The sequence below is a fragment of the Pedobacter nutrimenti genome (genome assembly GCF_032678445.1).
GTDB lineage: Bacteria > Bacteroidota > Bacteroidia > Sphingobacteriales > Sphingobacteriaceae > Pedobacter > Pedobacter nutrimenti_A.
Window position 1 is genome coordinate 376,163 of the sequence record NZ_JAVTSQ010000008.1, and the last position, 16,252, is coordinate 392,414.

Annotated in this window: 15 protein-coding genes; 6 read left to right on the plus strand and 9 right to left on the minus strand. The window is 38.8% G+C overall.

The features are described from left to right. Window positions 1–2: 2 nt before the first annotated feature. Window positions 3–683 (minus strand): O-methyltransferase, encoded by a 681-nt coding sequence (locus R2S08_RS16680; protein WP_316836213.1) that lies wholly within the window; start codon window positions 681–683, stop codon window positions 3–5. A 239-nt stretch (window positions 684–922) separates the two neighbouring features. Here R2S08_RS16680 and R2S08_RS16685 point away from each other — a divergent pair, with 239 nt between their 5' ends. Next, the gene (locus tag R2S08_RS16685; protein WP_316836214.1) at window positions 923–2,512 is read left to right on the plus strand and encodes an ABC-F family ATP-binding cassette domain-containing protein; all 1,590 of its coding nucleotides are present in this window, start codon (window positions 923–925) and stop codon (window positions 2,510–2,512) included. Between the two features lie 149 nt (window positions 2,513–2,661). Beyond that, window positions 2,662–3,906, plus strand: coding sequence for a cystathionine gamma-synthase family protein (locus R2S08_RS16690; RefSeq protein WP_316836215.1), 1,245 nt, complete (start codon window positions 2,662–2,664; stop codon window positions 3,904–3,906). A 69-nt stretch (window positions 3,907–3,975) separates the two neighbouring features. Here the strand turns inward: R2S08_RS16690 and R2S08_RS16695 are convergent, their stop codons facing one another. Next, complete coding sequence (locus tag R2S08_RS16695) at window positions 3,976–4,593, minus strand: class I SAM-dependent methyltransferase (protein WP_316836216.1); 618 nt, start codon at window positions 4,591–4,593, stop codon at window positions 3,976–3,978. A 166-nt stretch (window positions 4,594–4,759) separates the two neighbouring features. Here R2S08_RS16695 and R2S08_RS16700 point away from each other — a divergent pair, with 166 nt between their 5' ends. After that, a complete protein-coding gene (locus R2S08_RS16700) occupies window positions 4,760–5,752 on the plus strand; it encodes an AraC family transcriptional regulator (RefSeq protein WP_316836217.1) in 993 nt (330 codons plus the stop codon). 101 nt (window positions 5,753–5,853) lie between these two features. Next, entirely contained in the window at window positions 5,854–6,768 is a 915-nt protein-coding gene (locus R2S08_RS16705) for an AraC family transcriptional regulator (RefSeq protein WP_316836218.1), read from the plus strand. A 27-nt stretch (window positions 6,769–6,795) separates the two neighbouring features. Here the strand turns inward: R2S08_RS16705 and R2S08_RS16710 are convergent, their stop codons facing one another. The 7 genes from R2S08_RS16710 to R2S08_RS16740 all read right to left on the minus strand — a co-directional run bounded on the left by R2S08_RS16710 (window position 6,796) and on the right by R2S08_RS16740 (window position 14,489). After that, window positions 6,796–7,563, minus strand: a complete 768-nt coding sequence (locus R2S08_RS16710; RefSeq protein WP_316836219.1) for an ABC transporter permease — start codon at window positions 7,561–7,563, stop codon at window positions 6,796–6,798. Further along, window positions 7,564–8,331, minus strand: coding sequence for an ABC transporter ATP-binding protein (locus tag R2S08_RS16715; RefSeq protein ID WP_316836220.1), 768 nt, complete (start codon window positions 8,329–8,331; stop codon window positions 7,564–7,566). Window positions 8,332–8,346: 15 nt separating this feature from the next. Beyond that, complete coding sequence (locus tag R2S08_RS16720) at window positions 8,347–9,447, minus strand: pentapeptide repeat-containing protein (protein ID WP_316836221.1); 1,101 nt, start codon at window positions 9,445–9,447, stop codon at window positions 8,347–8,349. A gap of 460 nt (window positions 9,448–9,907) precedes the next feature. Beyond that, window positions 9,908–10,792, minus strand: coding sequence for a hypothetical protein (locus R2S08_RS16725; protein WP_316836222.1), 885 nt, complete (start codon window positions 10,790–10,792; stop codon window positions 9,908–9,910). A 121-nt stretch (window positions 10,793–10,913) separates the two neighbouring features. Then, complete coding sequence (locus R2S08_RS16730) at window positions 10,914–12,191, minus strand: paraquat-inducible protein A (RefSeq protein WP_316836223.1); 1,278 nt, start codon at window positions 12,189–12,191, stop codon at window positions 10,914–10,916. A 10-nt stretch (window positions 12,192–12,201) separates the two neighbouring features. Next, window positions 12,202–13,521 carry a paraquat-inducible protein A gene (locus R2S08_RS16735; RefSeq protein ID WP_316836224.1) on the minus strand — a complete coding sequence of 440 codons (1,320 nt, stop codon included), beginning with the start codon at window positions 13,519–13,521 and terminating at the stop codon, window positions 12,202–12,204. A 53-nt stretch (window positions 13,522–13,574) separates the two neighbouring features. Continuing rightward, window positions 13,575–14,489 (minus strand): NAD(P)H-binding protein, encoded by a 915-nt coding sequence (locus tag R2S08_RS16740; protein WP_316836225.1) that lies wholly within the window; start codon window positions 14,487–14,489, stop codon window positions 13,575–13,577. A 133-nt stretch (window positions 14,490–14,622) separates the two neighbouring features. Between R2S08_RS16740 and R2S08_RS16745 the strand changes: the two genes are divergently transcribed. Further along, window positions 14,623–15,204: a Crp/Fnr family transcriptional regulator gene (locus tag R2S08_RS16745; protein WP_316836226.1), complete on the plus strand. Its 582-nt coding sequence runs from the start codon at window positions 14,623–14,625 to the stop codon at window positions 15,202–15,204. Window positions 15,205–15,274: 70 nt separating this feature from the next. Beyond that, the gene (locus tag R2S08_RS16750; protein ID WP_316836227.1) at window positions 15,275–16,201 is read left to right on the plus strand and encodes a DUF4267 domain-containing protein; all 927 of its coding nucleotides are present in this window, start codon (window positions 15,275–15,277) and stop codon (window positions 16,199–16,201) included. Window positions 16,202–16,252: the final 51 nt, after the last annotated feature.

Sequence of the window (16,252 nt, forward strand, 5' to 3'; positions counted from 1 at the left end):
AATTAGCTTGGATCTGTCCTGTTAACAACCGCAATGGCCATTCCATCATGTTCCTTTACACCAACAGTTTGTATAATGGTGGCTGTTACCTTCTTGTTGGACTGGAGTAATTTATTGAAGCGCTGAACGCCTTTCACTTTTTCATCACTGGTGTTTTCATCTAATATCTTTCCTTCACGGATCACATTGTCGCAGATAATGACAGTTCCAGGTCTGGAGAGACTTAAAGCGTATTCAAAATATTCTGCATAGGGTGGTTTATCCGCATCTATAAAAATAAGATCAAATGGACCTTCTCCGTTTTCGATCAATTGCGGTAAAATCTCCATTGCCTTTCCAACACGGAAATCTACTTTGTCGGATAACCCGGCTTTTTCAATGTTTTTCTTCGCCAGATCTGAATGACGTTGTTCAACTTCCAATGTGATTAATTTTCCATGAGCAGGCAAAGCCCTGGCCAACCAAATGGTGCTATAACCAGCCAATGTACCCAATTCTAATATTTTCTTCGCGTTGGAGAGAACAGCCATTACCTGTAAAAATTTCCCAAGGTTTGCCGTTACGCTAATTTGCGGAAATCCTTCTTCATCAAGGGATTTGATTGTGTCTTTTAGGGCCTGGTCTTCTGGGGCAAGTAAATTGCTGATGTACTGGTCAACTTTTCCAAATATCTGTTCGTTCATTTTCTAAGGCTTAATTTTATCCCAATAAAGTTAGAAATAAATAGAATTGTTTTGATGGTAACGTCTATGTTGTGTTTCCAGCTGGGCCATGCTTTCCAGATTCAGTCTTTTTAGATATTATTTTTACCTTTGTGAAAAATCACAGAAAAAAGCAATGTAGGATTCCCTTCTTTCAGATAAAATAAATCGTCCCGCTGCTTCAAGGCGGACAACAATTATTTACACTTAAAAGAAGGAAAATGCTTAATCTTCATAATATAACCTATACCCATCCTGATGGGGATGTATTATTTTCAGGTTTAAATTTTATTGTTAATAAACAGGATAAGGTTGCTTTAATTGGTAGCAATGGCACGGGAAAATCTACTCTTTTAAACATTCTTGCCAGAAACCTTCAGCCGGCATCTGGTTTAGTAAAGGCAGAAGGAGGTATTTATCATGTACCACAGCTTTTCGGTCAGTTTAACAATTTAAGCATTGCTCAGGCATTGCAGGTACAGGATAAATTGTACGCGTTTAAAGAAATTCTTGATGGTCGGGCAACAGAAGAGCACATGGCTTTGTTGGACGACGATTGGGGTATAGAAGACCGCTGTAAACAGGCACTTGCCCACTGGAATCTTGAAAATCTGGAGCTCAGCCAAAAAATGGCGGCGCTCAGTGGTGGTCAAAAAGCGAAGATATTTCTTGCTGGAATCGATATATGTAAACCTGAAATTGTCCTTTTGGACGAGCCAAGTAATCACTTGGACCTGGTCAGCAGAACTATGCTGTACGACTATATTATGCTGGCGAAGCAGACTCTAATTGTAGTTAGCCACGACAGGATCTTGTTAAACCTTTTAAACAAGATGTATGAATTGAGCCATTCCGGTGTACGGATTTATGGCGGAAATTACGATTTCTACACAGCCCAGAAAAAGATAGAGAATGAAGCGCTGGCTCATGATCTGCACAGCAAAGAAAAAGCCCTTAGAAAAGCCAAAGAAACAGAACGTGCTTCTTTGGAACGGCAGCAAAAACTGGATGCACGGGGGAAAAAGAAACAGGAAAAGGCCGGTATGCCTAAAATTTTGTTAAATACATTTAAAAATAAGGCGGAGAAAAGTACTTCACAGATGAAAGAAATCCACGCGGAAAAAACTGGTTTGATTTCGAGAGAGATTGTTCAGCTGCGGGAAGCTTTACCTGATACTGGCCGAATGAAAATAGATTTAGACCATTCTGCTCTTCATAAGGGGAAAGTACTGGTGGATGCAAAATCTGTTAATTTTACTTATCATGAAAGCCCGCTCTGGAAACAGGTATTGAACTTTCAGGTGGTGAGTGGCGACAGGATCGCGCTAAAAGGGGCCAATGGATCGGGGAAAACGAGCCTTATAAAATTGATTCTTGGTGATCTCCAGCCTCATACCGGGGTGATGAGTACGGTAGTAACGAGAACAGTTTACATCGATCAGGAGTATTCTCTTATTGACGCAGGCCTCAGTGTTTATGAGCAGGCACAATGGTATAATTCCGATAGACTTCAAGAGCATGAAGTGAAAATTCGTTTAAACCGGTTCCTGTTTTCCAGAGACGATTGGGATAAAAAATGTGGTACATTGAGCGGAGGCGAGAAGATGCGTCTGATGCTTTGCATACTGGTACTAAACCATAGGGCACCTGATATGATTATATTAGACGAACCAACCAACAACCTGGATATACAAAACATGGAGATTCTGACAGAGGCAATCAATGAATACCAGGGAACGCTTCTGGTGGTATCCCATGATGAGTATTTCCTGAAGCAGATCAATGTAGAAAATTCAATTACACTGAGTTAATATTTTGTTATAACTCCATCAGTTTCAGAGAACATAATGGCGCAATTGACAAGCACTGTTTTCCTATTTTAATAAAAATGTATTTTATACACCCAATTAGTCTTTTTTTTAAAATAAAATTTAGAAGTTCGCCTTTTTAATAAATAGAAATGAGCAAGAAAAAAGGATTTACGACCACTACTCTTCATTCAGACCGTCTTTTAAAACCGGAATTCGGAGCGATACACCAACCCGTTCATAATGCAGTAACCTGGGGATACGATGACGTACAAGGTCTGGTTAATGTTTTTCAAAATAAGACCAAGGGCTATGCCTATTCGCGTCAAGGCAATCCAACCACCACTGCTCTTGAGCATAAGGTATCGCAAATGGAACAGGGGATTGCTACAGTTTCTTTTTCAACGGGAATGGCTGCTATTTCTTCTACCATACTAGCTTTAATGAAAGCTTCAGACCATATTATAGCAAGTTCATATCTTTTTGGTAATACAAGGAGTGTGATGCAAACTTATATCGATTTAGGTCTTCAGATTTCTTTTGTAGATACAACAGATGTTGAGCAGGTAAAGAACGCTTATACGGAAAATACCAAAATGGTATTTGTAGAAACGATTGCAAATCCGGCAACACAAGTTTCCGATCTGGCTGCTATTGGTGACTTTTGTGCAGAAAAGAAGCTCATTTATATGGTAGATAATACGATGACATCTCCTTATTTGTTTCGCCCGGCAGAAGTAAAAGCAAGTTTGGTCATCAATTCATTGACCAAATACATCGGCGGCCATGGGAATGCATTGGGTGGTAGTGTTACAGATACAGGCTTATTTGACTGGCTTGGTTTTCCAAACATTGCACCAATTATACGCGAACAAATCCGTCCTGAAATGCAGGGGATTACACAAATCAGAAAAAGAGGTTTGCGGGACGGGGGAGGAACACTTTCTCCTGAGGCGGCTCATAGCATCTCCGTAGGCTCAGAAACACTTGCATTAAGATTGGAAAGAGCCTGTAATAATGCTGCTGTATTGGCAGAATTTCTAAACAATCACCCTATGGTGAGCCAGGTATATTATCCTGGGTTGAAAAGCCATCCGGAGCATGAGCGTGCTTCAGCTTTGTTTCATCGCTATGGTGGATTAATGAGTTTCACGCTTGCAGATGGCATTGATTGTCTGTCTTTCCTGAACGAGTTGAAACTGGTGATTAAGTCCAGCAATCTGGGGGATACACGTACGCTGGCCATTCCAGTGGCACATACTATATTCTTTGAATTAGGTAAAGAAAGAAGAGATGAAATGGGTATACCGGATTCCATGATCCGCCTTTCTGTGGGTATTGAGGATATTGAAGATCTTCTGGAAGACTTTGGCAACGCCTTTGCTTCTTTCCAGTAACCTTCAAAAAACAATATTTGGACCAGGGAAGCATGCTTAATGCTTCCCTGATTTAGTTTAGGACTATTTTTATTTCTGACCAGACATCATCACATAAGAACTTTTTACCCATTCTCCATTTTCATTGATGATTTCATCAGTTATTTTTTTTGCTGTAATATTTGTAAAACCAGTTCTCTGAAATATTTTTTGCACTTCTTTAACATCATAAAAGGTAAAATCGAGCTGAGTCCATGGAAGATTTTCTGCAAAGTTCTTTTCCGTAAAACTGAGGGTGAATTTGCCACCTGATTTTAAAACACGCTTAATTTCCATAAAATATGGTATCGGATTTTTCCAGAAGTAAAGGGTGTTTTCTGTAAAACAATGGTCAAAGAAATCATTTTTAAAATCTAGTATCCCATCTCCTTTGGCTTTGACAAATCGTGCATTGCCTTGTTTTATTTTCAATGTATTGGCCAATATTACCTTTTTTACCATGTCTTCTGAGGTATCGGTGCCATAATAGTGAATTCTTTCAGCTCTCTCAAAAAGAACAGGAAGGTGCTTGCCCTCACCAAAGCCGATTTCTAATAGTTGAAGATTTGCTGTTTGCTCAAGCGTATCTAAAATCTGGAGAATTAAAGTATTATTGTCTTGCGAATGTTCTTGTTTGGCTGCTTCTTCAAAATCTTTTTGCTCATTCATTTTTTTTGGTATTGGATCTTGCTCCTCGGAAATTATTTAGGAATTCGGGCAAAAATGAGGGGATTGCCTGTCATAGTTTTTACACAAAACGGATTTTCTTTTATATAAAACAGATTTTTTTAATCGATGTAATGTCGTTTCATTTTTTTTTATCATAATTGCCGCAATGGGGATCAATATTGGTAAGGATTACGGAACCTGGAAAGAGGTAGGGGGGCGGTTTGAGCAGTTTCCAATGAAGGAGCAGTTGGTAACGGAGAGAAGAGAGAAATGTAGTTTCTCTTTTAGTGATGCCGAATTGGTACAGATCACAACTCCCGATATTTATATTGTATATGGTGACATTTTATTTAAACAGCACTTGTTGTATTTTCGCCCAACTTATGATGTGCCGGATATGGTAAAATTACGTTTCACTTTGTCGGGAAATGGAACGATATATAATTATGTAAATAACAAGAAATATCTTTTTAATTCCAATCGGCAAAATATTATCTATATGCCGGAACTCGACGGTACAGGTGAATATGATACTGGGTGCAATTACCGTTTTTTTGAAGTTCATTTTGCTAAAGAAAAGTTTCTGCAGCTGTCCGAGCATTCGTGCAGATCACTCCAGATTTTAGCCGATCATTTGGATAGGGGGCATTATGCACAAATTGCAGAGCAAAATCTTCCGATCTCGCTGGCCATGCACGACTGTATACGCAGTATTCTTAATTGTAAATATACAGATGGATTAAAGCTGATGTTTCTGGAGTCTAAATGTATAGAGTTGCTTGTTCTTCAGGTAGAGGCCTTTGAAGCAGCGCTAACGAAGAAGCAAAGTTTACCTTTACAGTCTGCATATGATAAAGAATGTATTTATAATGCCAGGGATTTTTTGATTCAAAATATCCAACAACCGCCTTCGGTTGCCCAGCTTGCAAAAGTTTGTGGTATTAATGAATTTAAACTTAGGCAGGGCTTTAAGGGGCTGTTTGACAATAGTATATTTGGGTATTTAACCGACTACAAACTAAACTATGCGAGGGAATTGCTGCTGGAAGGCAAATCTATAAAATTTGTTGCATTCGAACTCGGTTATTCTTCTGTTCAGCATTTCAGCACCGCATTCAGAAAGAAGTTTGCCATATCACCAGGTAAATTGAAGATCTAAAATTTGATCACTGATCGGGTTTTGACTACAATATTTCCGGATCAGCATACAACTGTTTTTTACGAAAACAGCATATTTGTCAATATTGATTATTTTAGAATATGGTTAATCCTCAAATTCAACGTATAAAATCCATTAAGGAATATCATCAGCTTAGAGGTCTTCCAAGACCTGAACATCCGCTGGTTAGTCTGGTGGACTATTCAACGATTAAACATTCACCCGACAACAATAAGAAGAGTTGGGTATTTGATTTTTATTTGATTGCATTGAAGAAGAACATGATTGGAAAATTCAAATATGGTCAGCAGGAATATGATTTTGATGAAGGAACCATGTTTTTTATTTCACCTGGTCAGGTTTTTAGGATTGAAGTGAACCAGGATGCATCAGATAAATCAGGATGGATGTTATTGATTCATCCTGATTTTTTATGGGATATGCCGCTGGCAAAAGTAATAAAGAAGTATGAATACTTCGGTTATTCAGTTAATGAGGCTTTGTTTCTCTCTGAAAAGGAAGAGGATATCATTACCGGTATCCTACAAAACATTCAACAGGAATATCATGAAAACATTGATAAATTCAGTCAGCAGATTATTGTTTCCCAAATTGAAGTTTTGCTGGGTTATGCAGACAGATTTTATAATCGCCAGTTTATTACCCGAAAAATTGCCAATCACCAGGTGCTTGATCGGCTGGAAGTATTACTTCATGAACATTTCAATGATAATGCCAATTGGAAAGGGTTGCCAACGGTTCAGCATGTAGCTATGCAGTTGAACTTTTCCCCTGATTATTTAAGTACCTTATTGAAGGTAACAACCGGGCTAAATACACAACAGCACATTCATGAAAAACTGATAGAGAAGGCCAAGGAAAAACTAGCAACCACATCCTTGTCTGCAAGTGAGATAGCTTATGAACTAGGGTTTGAACATCCTCAATCATTTAGTAAACTGTTTAAATCCAAGACAAATCTCTCGCCGTTAGCGTTTAGGCAATCATTTAGTTAGCAAATATCCATGGATATAAACAATTTGTTATGTTCTTTTTTTATAGACTCTCATAGCAAAAATATAAGCTACAAGTGTAATTCCAATGCACCAGGCCAAAGCGACCCATATTTCGTTACCTACTGGTTGGTTTGAAAGTAGAGAGCGTATGGCTTCAACAATTGAGGTCACTGGTTGATTTTCGGCAAAGGCGCGAACACCTGAGGGCATAGATTTAGTTGGTACAAAGGCCGAGCTGATTAATGGAAGGAAATGAATCGGATAGGCAATTGCAATTGCACCATCTACTGATTTTGCCGACAATCCGGCTATGGCTGCAATCCAGGTAAGTGCCAACGTAAACAATAGGAGTATACCGGCCACGGCAAACCACGACAGTATGCCTGCGGATGAGCGGAAGCCCATAAGAAGTGCTACAAGAATAACTACGGTAACAGAAATTGCATTTGATATCAGTGAGGTAAGCACATGACCCCACAATGCCGCTGAACGTGCAATCGGCATAGAGTGGAAACGTTCAAATATTCCTCGTTGTACATCGTTAAAAAGGCGGTAACAAGTGTAACCTACACTGTTTGCAATTGCAATGAGCAATATGCCTGGTAACAGGTAGTTTACGTAGTGGTCCGTGCCGATTTGAATTGCACCACCTAATACATAGACAAATAATAACATAAGCGCAATCGGCATAATGGTGACCGTTACAATGGTGTCCATGCTCCGAAAAATATGGCGCATCGAGCGTCCAAGCATAACACTCATATCCATGAAAAAATAATTCTTTGTTGTTTCCATTTAGTTTTCCTCCTTTTTGCCAACAATTGCAAGGAATATCTCTTCTAGTGTTGGCTGTTTTTCAATATATTCAACTTTTGCTGGTGGGAACAGTTTTTTTAACTCTGCGAGTGTGCCGTTTGCGATAATTCTGCCCTCATGTAGAATAGCAATTCTATCAGCAAGCTGTTCCGCCTCATCTAAATACTGTGTGGTCAGAAATACCGTTGTGCCGCCGTTAGCAAGCTCTTTGAGAATCTGCCAGAACTCGATACGCACTTCGGGATCAAGCCCGGTGGTTGGTTCGTCGAGAAAGATAAGTTGTGGATTTCCTACAAGGCTCATGGCGATGTCGAGCCTGCGGCGCATACCGCCTGAATAGGTAGAGACCCTGCGGTTGGCCGCATCGGTCAGGCCGAAACGTTTCAATAATTCGTCGGCCATCTGACTTGTATTTTTGAGGTGCCGGAGCTTAGCGATCATCACCAGGTTTTCCCGCCCGGTTAGTATTTCATCTACGGCAACAAATTGTCCGGTCAGGCTAATTGACTGCCGTACACTATCTGGTTCTGACGAAACATCGAATCCATTTACGGTTGCATTTCCACTGTCTTGTTTCAACAGTGTGGTCAGGATTTTGACGATCGTTGTCTTGCCCGTACCGTTAGGGCCGAGCAGGGCAAAAATGCTGCCCGTTTTTACTTCAAAATCTACCCCGGTTAATACAGGGACGTTTTTATAGGATTTTTTCAACCCTTGCACCGAAATGGCAATTTCATTTTGAGACATGGTTTATTCCTCCTTTTATGATGCTAATAATTTGATGCCGGTTACATCTGCTTTTCCGCTTTTCAAAAACTCATAAGTAATCCGGTCTGCTTGACAGTCTATAAACTGAAGCCCTTTCAAACCCCTGCTTTTAAAAAGTGAATTGTTCTTAAAGAAAGTATTGGTCAAGGTTGAATTCTGAAATGTTACCCTTTTAAAGGTGCAGTTTTCAAAATATGAATCCTCTAAAATTCCGTTAAAAACGACATCGTCAATTTGCATTCCTATAAAAGAGGTGCGGTTCCATACTGCATTTGCCATTGTATTATTTACAAAAGCTCCTGATTTAAACCTCACACCGGTAAAATCAGCATCCGAGAAATCGCAACCATTTATATGGCTTTCTGAAAATTCAGTTTCTTCTAGTGAACAGTTCTTGAATATATTGTTGGCAAAGCTAGACCCTTGAATGTGGCTGTTGGTGATGTCAGAGCTTGAAAAGTCACAACTTTCAACATAATTACTTTTTTTGAAGTCTGCTCCTGTAAAATTGGAACCGGAAAAATCGCAATCTTTAATATGGCTTTTTGAAAATCCAGTTTCTTTTAGTAAACAGTTCCTGAATATATTATTAGCTAAGTTAGAAGTCTGAATTTGGCTGCTACTGATATCCGAATTCGAAAAGTCACAACTGTCAACGTTATTGGTTTTTAGAAGAAGACCCGACAGATTTGAACCAATAAACTTGCAGCGTTGCATGTTGGAAGAACTGAATTTTTCGTGCAGATTTTTCAATCCGGAAAAGTCTGCATCCACCCAGTTTCCAAGTGACATATCCCAGCTGGGTCTTTTTTCCGCTTTTTTGAACAACAGCTCATCGGATTGTTTAATCAAAGGATCTGGTGAGGCCAGCTCAGTAGCTTGTGTTTGAATGTGCTCTGAAAAATAGTTAAGGTCAACACCCAGAATTTCAGCAAGACGGTTAAAAGTAGTAATATCTGGCATTGATTCCCCGCGTTCCCATTTACCGACTGCCTGGGGGCTGATGAATAGACGCTCAGCAAGCTGTGCCTGAGATAGATTTGTTTTCTTTCGCGCTTCGGCAATTCTATTACCAATCATTTTAGTGTTTAACATAGGTATTTTCTTTATTTGTTTTTTGACAAGACAAAGGTATTCGGATGGATTGCCGAAATCAAAGAAATACAGAAACTTATAGTTGTATTTACACTACTTATAGTTGTAAATGGCAACCAGGAGTAGTGTCGGTTGCTATAGGCGTTAAAAGATTACTCGTTTACAGTTAAAAATAGCGGATGTGTTTTTCCTTTTTCTTTGGAAACCTACCTTTGTATAGTAAATAAACAGCGAATAGAACCAGACCAACTGCCAAAGCTAAATAGGATAATATCTCTGTACTTGCGGTTATAAAAAAGAGATAAAGTAATACCCCGGCAATGCAAAAGATAAGTGCACTAATGATGTAGAGGAGAGCTGATTTAGAATTCATGATCTGCGTTTTTTTTATAAACGAGCATTGTATCATTATCGCTACAGACGTATTCGTTTTTGACCAAAATATCGGTAGTGATAGTGATTATTGAAGATTAATACTTTTAAATAAAGCGTAAAGGAAGCTGATTTGATTTGGTGTAAAGTTCTCCCGTTCTGCCTTTTTTAGTATTCTTTTCTCTTTTTCAACCTGTTTTCTCTTTCTTTCTTTCGGTTCATAGGCAGCCATATATTCTTCCATGCTTTGTTTTAACTTTTCTTTTAAGCAAGAGCCTGGATTTGTCATGTAGTAGTTTGTAAAGCTGGCCATATGGCTGTAAAAGAGTTCTTCTACAGTTGTAGTAAAGAACTGCATTGTTAAATCTCCAGAACTGGCGCATACTTTTTCTAATTCAAGAACAGAGGAGGTCTCAAACTTCCCATGAATGAGTTTGAATGCAACACTATCAGCTTTTTCTTTAATACTTAGTTCTTTTTTTGTGCGATTTTTTTTATTTGAATCAATTACTAAAACAAAATCCGATTTGTTGTCAGAATCTCCATGATCAATCTCAGGTTGTTCATATTCTTCATTTTCCGATCTGGACTTCGTATTTGTAATCAATTCCAGCTTTGCAATAATCTCCTCGTAAAATCGCCTTGAAATTCTTCTTTGTTCAGTGGTATCCAACACAGCTTTTCTATACCAGGTTCCATTTCTAAAAACAGACCTAAGCGCAATTGTAGTCGACATTTTACTCTGGTTGTCTTCCATTGGTATATAAGAGAAGAAGTACATCTCTTCAGGTTGTTTTTTAATGTATAATACCTCCGGTTCTTTTACGCCTCCGGCATCTCTTTCCCAATATTCTGAGTCATATCGCCACTTCTCTGGAATTTCATTTTCAGGGTTTGTATTTCGAAGGCTGTCTATGGCTAACTTTAACTTATCTTTCGGTACAGGAAAAGTAATAGAAGCCCAGCCTCCCAAACTGCCTTTACCTGGGTAATTGCAGGAAAACAACAATACAGACATTAAAAGATAAAGAAGGAATTTGAGCATAGAGATGATTTCAATGCCCTTAATCTACTATTATTTCTGAAAAAGACAGCTAAACTTCTATCGGCTTTATGCGTTTTAGAATCAGAGACAGCACTGATACATAGGCGACATAGGCTATAAAAATATAATAGCCGGGTTGCAAGGAGGAATTATTTTGTGTTACCGTAGAAAGCAATTCCTCCTTGATATTTAAATCTGAGAGCTGACTTTGTAAAATCCCGTTTAGGCCAATATAGGTCATTGCAATACCTACAACCATGACATCCGCCATATCCCATTTGCCAAGATCCAAGGCTAGAAACCTGACCAGTTTATTTTCAGCATATTTCTCTCTGCCCCATATAAGAATACCTTTGCCCATCATACGGAGTACCGGAAGGACAATCACAAAGAGCAGGATCAGTATGCCCACCAGAACCGCGTCGGGTTTTGGCTGTCCAACTAACGACTTAATTATACCAGTTATACTTTTACTTTGAAAAAATAACACCTGGTTTTTGAAGGCTAATTTTTCGCCGAGCAGCGTAAAATTTAGTGACTGAATTCGCGCATCAACTTCTATGATTGTAGAGGTGATACCTACTAATAAGAGGACAAATGCAAATAAAAGAGAAAGGATGTATAGCACAGTATGAAGGCGTACCTGTTTTTTAAGCAGCAACCATAGACATAGGGCCAGCAGAACACATCCAATCATTCCAAATGTGTATATATACATTAGTTTTCGAATGTTGCTGAGTTGTACATTGATCGTCTTCTCAAAAGCTGCCGTACTGGCAACATGGTATTTTTTGTAGATATGTCTTTTTACGGTAACACTGGCTGGCTCGGTATTATCGAAAGTTTCCTTCTTTAGTTGATCAATTTTGGTGTTGACAATACCCTTGAGTCTTTTCTTACTTGCCGGTCTATTAATCTTGTCAACTATAGTAGCCGCAAAATTGGGCACTTCTGCCTTGATTTCTTCAGGATCAACGACTGCGTTGAAAGCAAGCTTTTTTAGTTTCCCGCCAATGCTTTTCTGCGGCTTATTAACCTCAGCCACCGCTTTATCAACAAGGGTGTTCAATTGCTTTGCTACCTTTTTCTGCAACTCTTTTTTCTGCCAGGCCGTCATGTTAAACTGATTGACTTTTTCATCTACTACAGCTGCCATTTTCTCCCGCCACTGGTCTACAGACAATATTCCAAAGGTGATATTGTTAGAAACACTATAGTCTGTTTTTATTTCCTGTTGCTGGCTAGAAAGTGTAGATATACGATAACCAAACCAGGCTTCCCCACAAAGCAGCAGGCTCAGACCTAAAGTGAGCAAGATGTTGGGCATGATTGTTTTTCTAGTGGCCTTCATGTGGAGAAATGAATTTTAGTATAGTTGACAGAATAAGCCCGTAAAGTACAAAGCTGATGAATATGATATATCCAGGCTGAAGTGCAGTATTGTTGGTCGTTATGACATTTAAGTCATCACTTTTTATATTCAAGCTCCTCAATTGGCTATCTAATAATCCGTTTAAACCGATATAGACCATCAATATTGCAATAACGATGACATCAGCCATGCTCCACTTACCGGATTGAAAGGCAAAATATCTGATGATTCTGTTCCTGGCAATTTTTCTTTTACTCAGCAGGTGGATACCGGTGGCGCTAAGCTTCATGACAGGGAAGAGTATGCTGAAAACCAATATCAAAATCCCTACCAACACCGCATCCATTCCTGGCTGTCCGATTAATACTTTCACCACGTCCAGAATACTCTTGCTTTGAAAAAACAATACCTGATTCTCAAAAATCACATGCTCGCCCAAAACCATAAAATCCAGCGTTTTGATCCGTGCATCCACTTCTATCATAGAGGCCGTTAAACCTATAAAAAGAAGAATGAACGCAAACATTAACGACATGATAAAAAGGGTAGCGTGGAGGTCAACCCGCTTTCTTAATATCCACCATAACGATAAAACGATGGCGATGCAACCCAACATGGCAAACGAATAATTGTAGGTTAATGTTCTGATCTGTGAAAGTGAGGAAGTCAGTTTGTTGTTTAATTCCTCATTGGAAGTTGCCTGATATTTCTTGTAAATTTTATCAGTTTCAGCCTTTGTCGCAGCTACAGTGCTATCAAGGTATTCGGCACGTTCCAGTGCATCAAACTTAGACATTGCCATATTGCTCAACTGTTTTTTATTTTTAGGATTATAAACTTTGGCAATGATGTCTTTTGCTAGGGAAGGAGCCTTTTCTCGGAAGTCATCAGTATTTACAAAATTTTTGACTATAAACTTCTTGATCTTTCCATCTATCGTTTTTTTTGGTTTATTAATTAGTGCCTCGGCCTTATCAATAAGTGCAATGATGATCTGTTCAACTTCTTTCTGAAGATCTTTCTTTTGTTTTGGACTAAGGGTGAAATCACGGATCTGGTGACTTACAATCCCGGAGACCTTGTCGCGCCATTGGTCCACAGAGAACAATCCTGAGCTAATGTTATTAACGTTGGAATAATCTTTTTTTATTTCTTCCTGCTGCTCAGAAAGCTGATGTAAATGGTAACCAAAATAACCTTCAGCACACAATAAAATTGCGAGTCCGAAAATTAGCAGGAGTTTTAAAACGACTGGCTTTTTACTGGAAATATGGGTTTCATGCATTGGCAATAGTAATGATCCTGATGAACAATGCCAGATGGGGAATTGTTTTAACTTTATCGGCCTGCTGCATTACCATAAGCTGTAGCAAAGTCTTTGGCGAAGTCTTTCAGTTTCATTTTGCCTAATGACGGTTTGTGCTGATTATAATCTTCGTAAAGTGTTCCATTACCCTGGCTTTCCTGCAGCTCTACAAAACCCCTAGCTACCTGCTCATTAAAACCAATGCTTAACCAGTTGTCCAGAAGCTGTTCACTAGGAATCACTGTCCATTTCAAGTCCGGTTTACCAATAACCTTCCCTAGAACTTCAGCAATTTCATTGGGCGAAACTTCATCGCTTGCGACATAGCGTATTGTTTTACCTCCAAATTGTTTGTCGACTTCTTCAGCAATGACAGCAGCAATATCTTTTGGCGAAACCCAGGGCTCTTTGACGTCACCGCCATAATTGGAAATGATTGCCCCTTTGGATTTGATAACATGAATAAAAGAAAATAGGTTGATGTAGAAGCTGACTGGACGTATGAACTTGATAAATACATCAACTGGTAGTTGTCTAAGAGTGGTTTCAACATGGTGGTGGAAACGGATGATGCCAGTCCCTTTATTTGTATGAGCGCCGATGCTACTGAGGTGTATAACCTTCTTTACGCCCGAGCGTTCTACAGCTTCTTTGTAATTTTCGCCTATTTTAGTAATATCACCAATAAAGTCAACTGATTTATCAAACATATCACCAGCTGCTTCCATTGTTTCCATAAGGTAAACGATATCCGCACCTTTGAAGGTTTCCGTTAAGAAATCTACATCCTGTAATTTGCCAATGGCAGCTTTCGCACCAAGGAGTTCAATGTTTTTCTGGCGTTCAGCATTGCTGCTGATAACAGTAACCGCATGGCCATTGTTTACCAATGTTTCTGTGAGTGGCTGGCCGATGTTTCCAAGCGAGCCTGTAAGTACGATATTCATAATAATGTTTTTTTGTTGACTCAAAGGTCAGAATCATGAACAAGACGGATGTAGCCAAAAGTCGCAATGTTGTATCCAAAATCTTGAATTACAACTATTATATTTATTTTTATATCATACCTAGAAATACCGTATGATAGATGTTTTACTACAAACGATTGAAAAAGTAGTGTTTATTAGTCAGGATGAAAGAGAACTAATCGCCAGACTATTCCGGAAAAAAAAATATAATAAAGGCGAATACTTTCTGAAAGAAGATGAAGTTTGCCGGCAAGTTGGATTTATTATAAGTGGCGTAATGCGATATTATATTAATAACGATGGGGAAGAAAAAACCTATGGCTTTGCTAAAGAATTAGATTTTGTATGCAATAATGAAAGCTTTATCCCACAAAAACCTTCCAGGCAGCTTATTCAAGCTTTGGAAGATAGCCAGTTGTTGGTGATTTCCTATACTGATCTCCAAACTTTTTATACTACTCTAAAGAATGGCGAACGTTATGGACGAATGGTCATAGAGCAAGTTTTCGTTCAAACGCTTCAGGGACTTAATTCTTTTTATACCGACTCCCCAGAGCTTAGGTATGAAAAATTCGTAAAAGATTATCCTGATATGCTACAGAGAATTCCTCAATATTATATTGCGTCTTTCGTCGGTGTAAAGCCCCAGTCTCTTAGTCGTATACGAAAGAGGAATATCCGGGGGAGGGGTTGATTTATTAACTCAGGTGCATGAAACGCAAAAAACTGTAAAATACCTTTGTTGTCAAATAAAAGAAAAAATTATGACAACAAGAATTTGCTATCTGATTTCATTATTAACAGGGATAGGTTTACTATTTATTGGAACAAGATTTTTGGTATCACCGATAAAGGCCGAATTTGATTACGGCATTTTTACCAATACAAATGGTGATTTTTCCTTTCATTACATTAAAGGGCTTCGGGATTTCTTTTCTGGTTTGCTGCTGATACTCTTAGTTATTACAAAAGAAAAAAAGGCATTGGCCATCACACTCCTGGCAGCTACCATTGTCCCATTGGGAGATATGATAATTGTGCTTGGAAAACAGGGGAGCGACTGGCAACACGCTATTGCTCATCTTATTGCTGTAATAATCTGTATCACTACCGGGCCAGTGCTCCTAATGCAAAAAAGAAAAAATATTGTTTCCACTCCACAGGTATCATTCAAGATGTTGCAATCCGCTGTAACCGGAGGCGCAACAATATCTGAATGTGATCTGTTCCCAGGTGCAAAAACGCCATGGCACTACCATACTTTATTTTCGGAGAAATTCGAATTGTTGGAGGGGAAGTTGGAAGTGGGAAGAAATGGAAAAATCTATCAACTCAATGAAGGCGATGAAATTACAATCCGGCAAAACGAAACACACTTTTTTAACAACAGGTTTAGTGAAAAATGTAGAGTGAGAACTATACTTAATCCAGGAAATATCCAATTTGAACAAGCTTCTCTAATCTTAATGGGTCTGACAAAAGATGGCCTGACAAGCACCACCGGCGTACCTAAAAGGCTGTCCGACCTGGCGTTGTTTCTTTATTTGAACAACTCAAAAATGACTGGGTTTCTGAAAATTTTTGAACCTGTTTTTAATGCCATTGCGAAAAGATCGATAAAAAGTGGGAGATTGAAAACCCTGATTTCAAGGTATTGTCAGAATTTGGGTCAAACTGATGTAGGTGTTTAGGAGGTGTCTTGTTGATTTTGTTGAGAGTTTATATAGGTGATTAACCAAAAA

Bases quoted from the DNA above. Each gene is read 5' to 3' on its own strand.
- R2S08_RS16680 (WP_316836213.1), bottom strand. From the start codon at position 683: ATGAACGAACAGATATTTGGAAAAGTTGACCAGTACATCAGCAATTTA.
- R2S08_RS16685 (WP_316836214.1), top strand. From the start codon at position 923: ATGCTTAATCTTCATAATATAACCTATACCCATCCTGATGGGGATGTA.
- R2S08_RS16690 (WP_316836215.1), top strand. From the start codon at position 2,662: ATGAGCAAGAAAAAAGGATTTACGACCACTACTCTTCATTCAGACCGT.
- R2S08_RS16695 (WP_316836216.1), bottom strand. From the start codon at position 4,593: ATGAATGAGCAAAAAGATTTTGAAGAAGCAGCCAAACAAGAACATTCG.
- R2S08_RS16700 (WP_316836217.1), top strand. From the start codon at position 4,760: ATGGGGATCAATATTGGTAAGGATTACGGAACCTGGAAAGAGGTAGGG.
- R2S08_RS16705 (WP_316836218.1), top strand. From the start codon at position 5,854: ATGGTTAATCCTCAAATTCAACGTATAAAATCCATTAAGGAATATCAT.
- R2S08_RS16710 (WP_316836219.1), bottom strand. From the start codon at position 7,563: ATGGAAACAACAAAGAATTATTTTTTCATGGATATGAGTGTTATGCTT.
- R2S08_RS16715 (WP_316836220.1), bottom strand. From the start codon at position 8,331: ATGTCTCAAAATGAAATTGCCATTTCGGTGCAAGGGTTGAAAAAATCC.
- R2S08_RS16720 (WP_316836221.1), bottom strand. From the start codon at position 9,447: ATGTTAAACACTAAAATGATTGGTAATAGAATTGCCGAAGCGCGAAAG.
- R2S08_RS16730 (WP_316836223.1), bottom strand. From the start codon at position 12,191: ATGCCCAACATCTTGCTCACTTTAGGTCTGAGCCTGCTGCTTTGTGGG.
- R2S08_RS16735 (WP_316836224.1), bottom strand. From the start codon at position 13,521: ATGCATGAAACCCATATTTCCAGTAAAAAGCCAGTCGTTTTAAAACTC.
- R2S08_RS16740 (WP_316836225.1), bottom strand. From the start codon at position 14,489: ATGAATATCGTACTTACAGGCTCGCTTGGAAACATCGGCCAGCCACTC.
- R2S08_RS16745 (WP_316836226.1), top strand. From the start codon at position 14,623: ATGATAGATGTTTTACTACAAACGATTGAAAAAGTAGTGTTTATTAGT.
- R2S08_RS16750 (WP_316836227.1), top strand. From the start codon at position 15,275: ATGACAACAAGAATTTGCTATCTGATTTCATTATTAACAGGGATAGGT.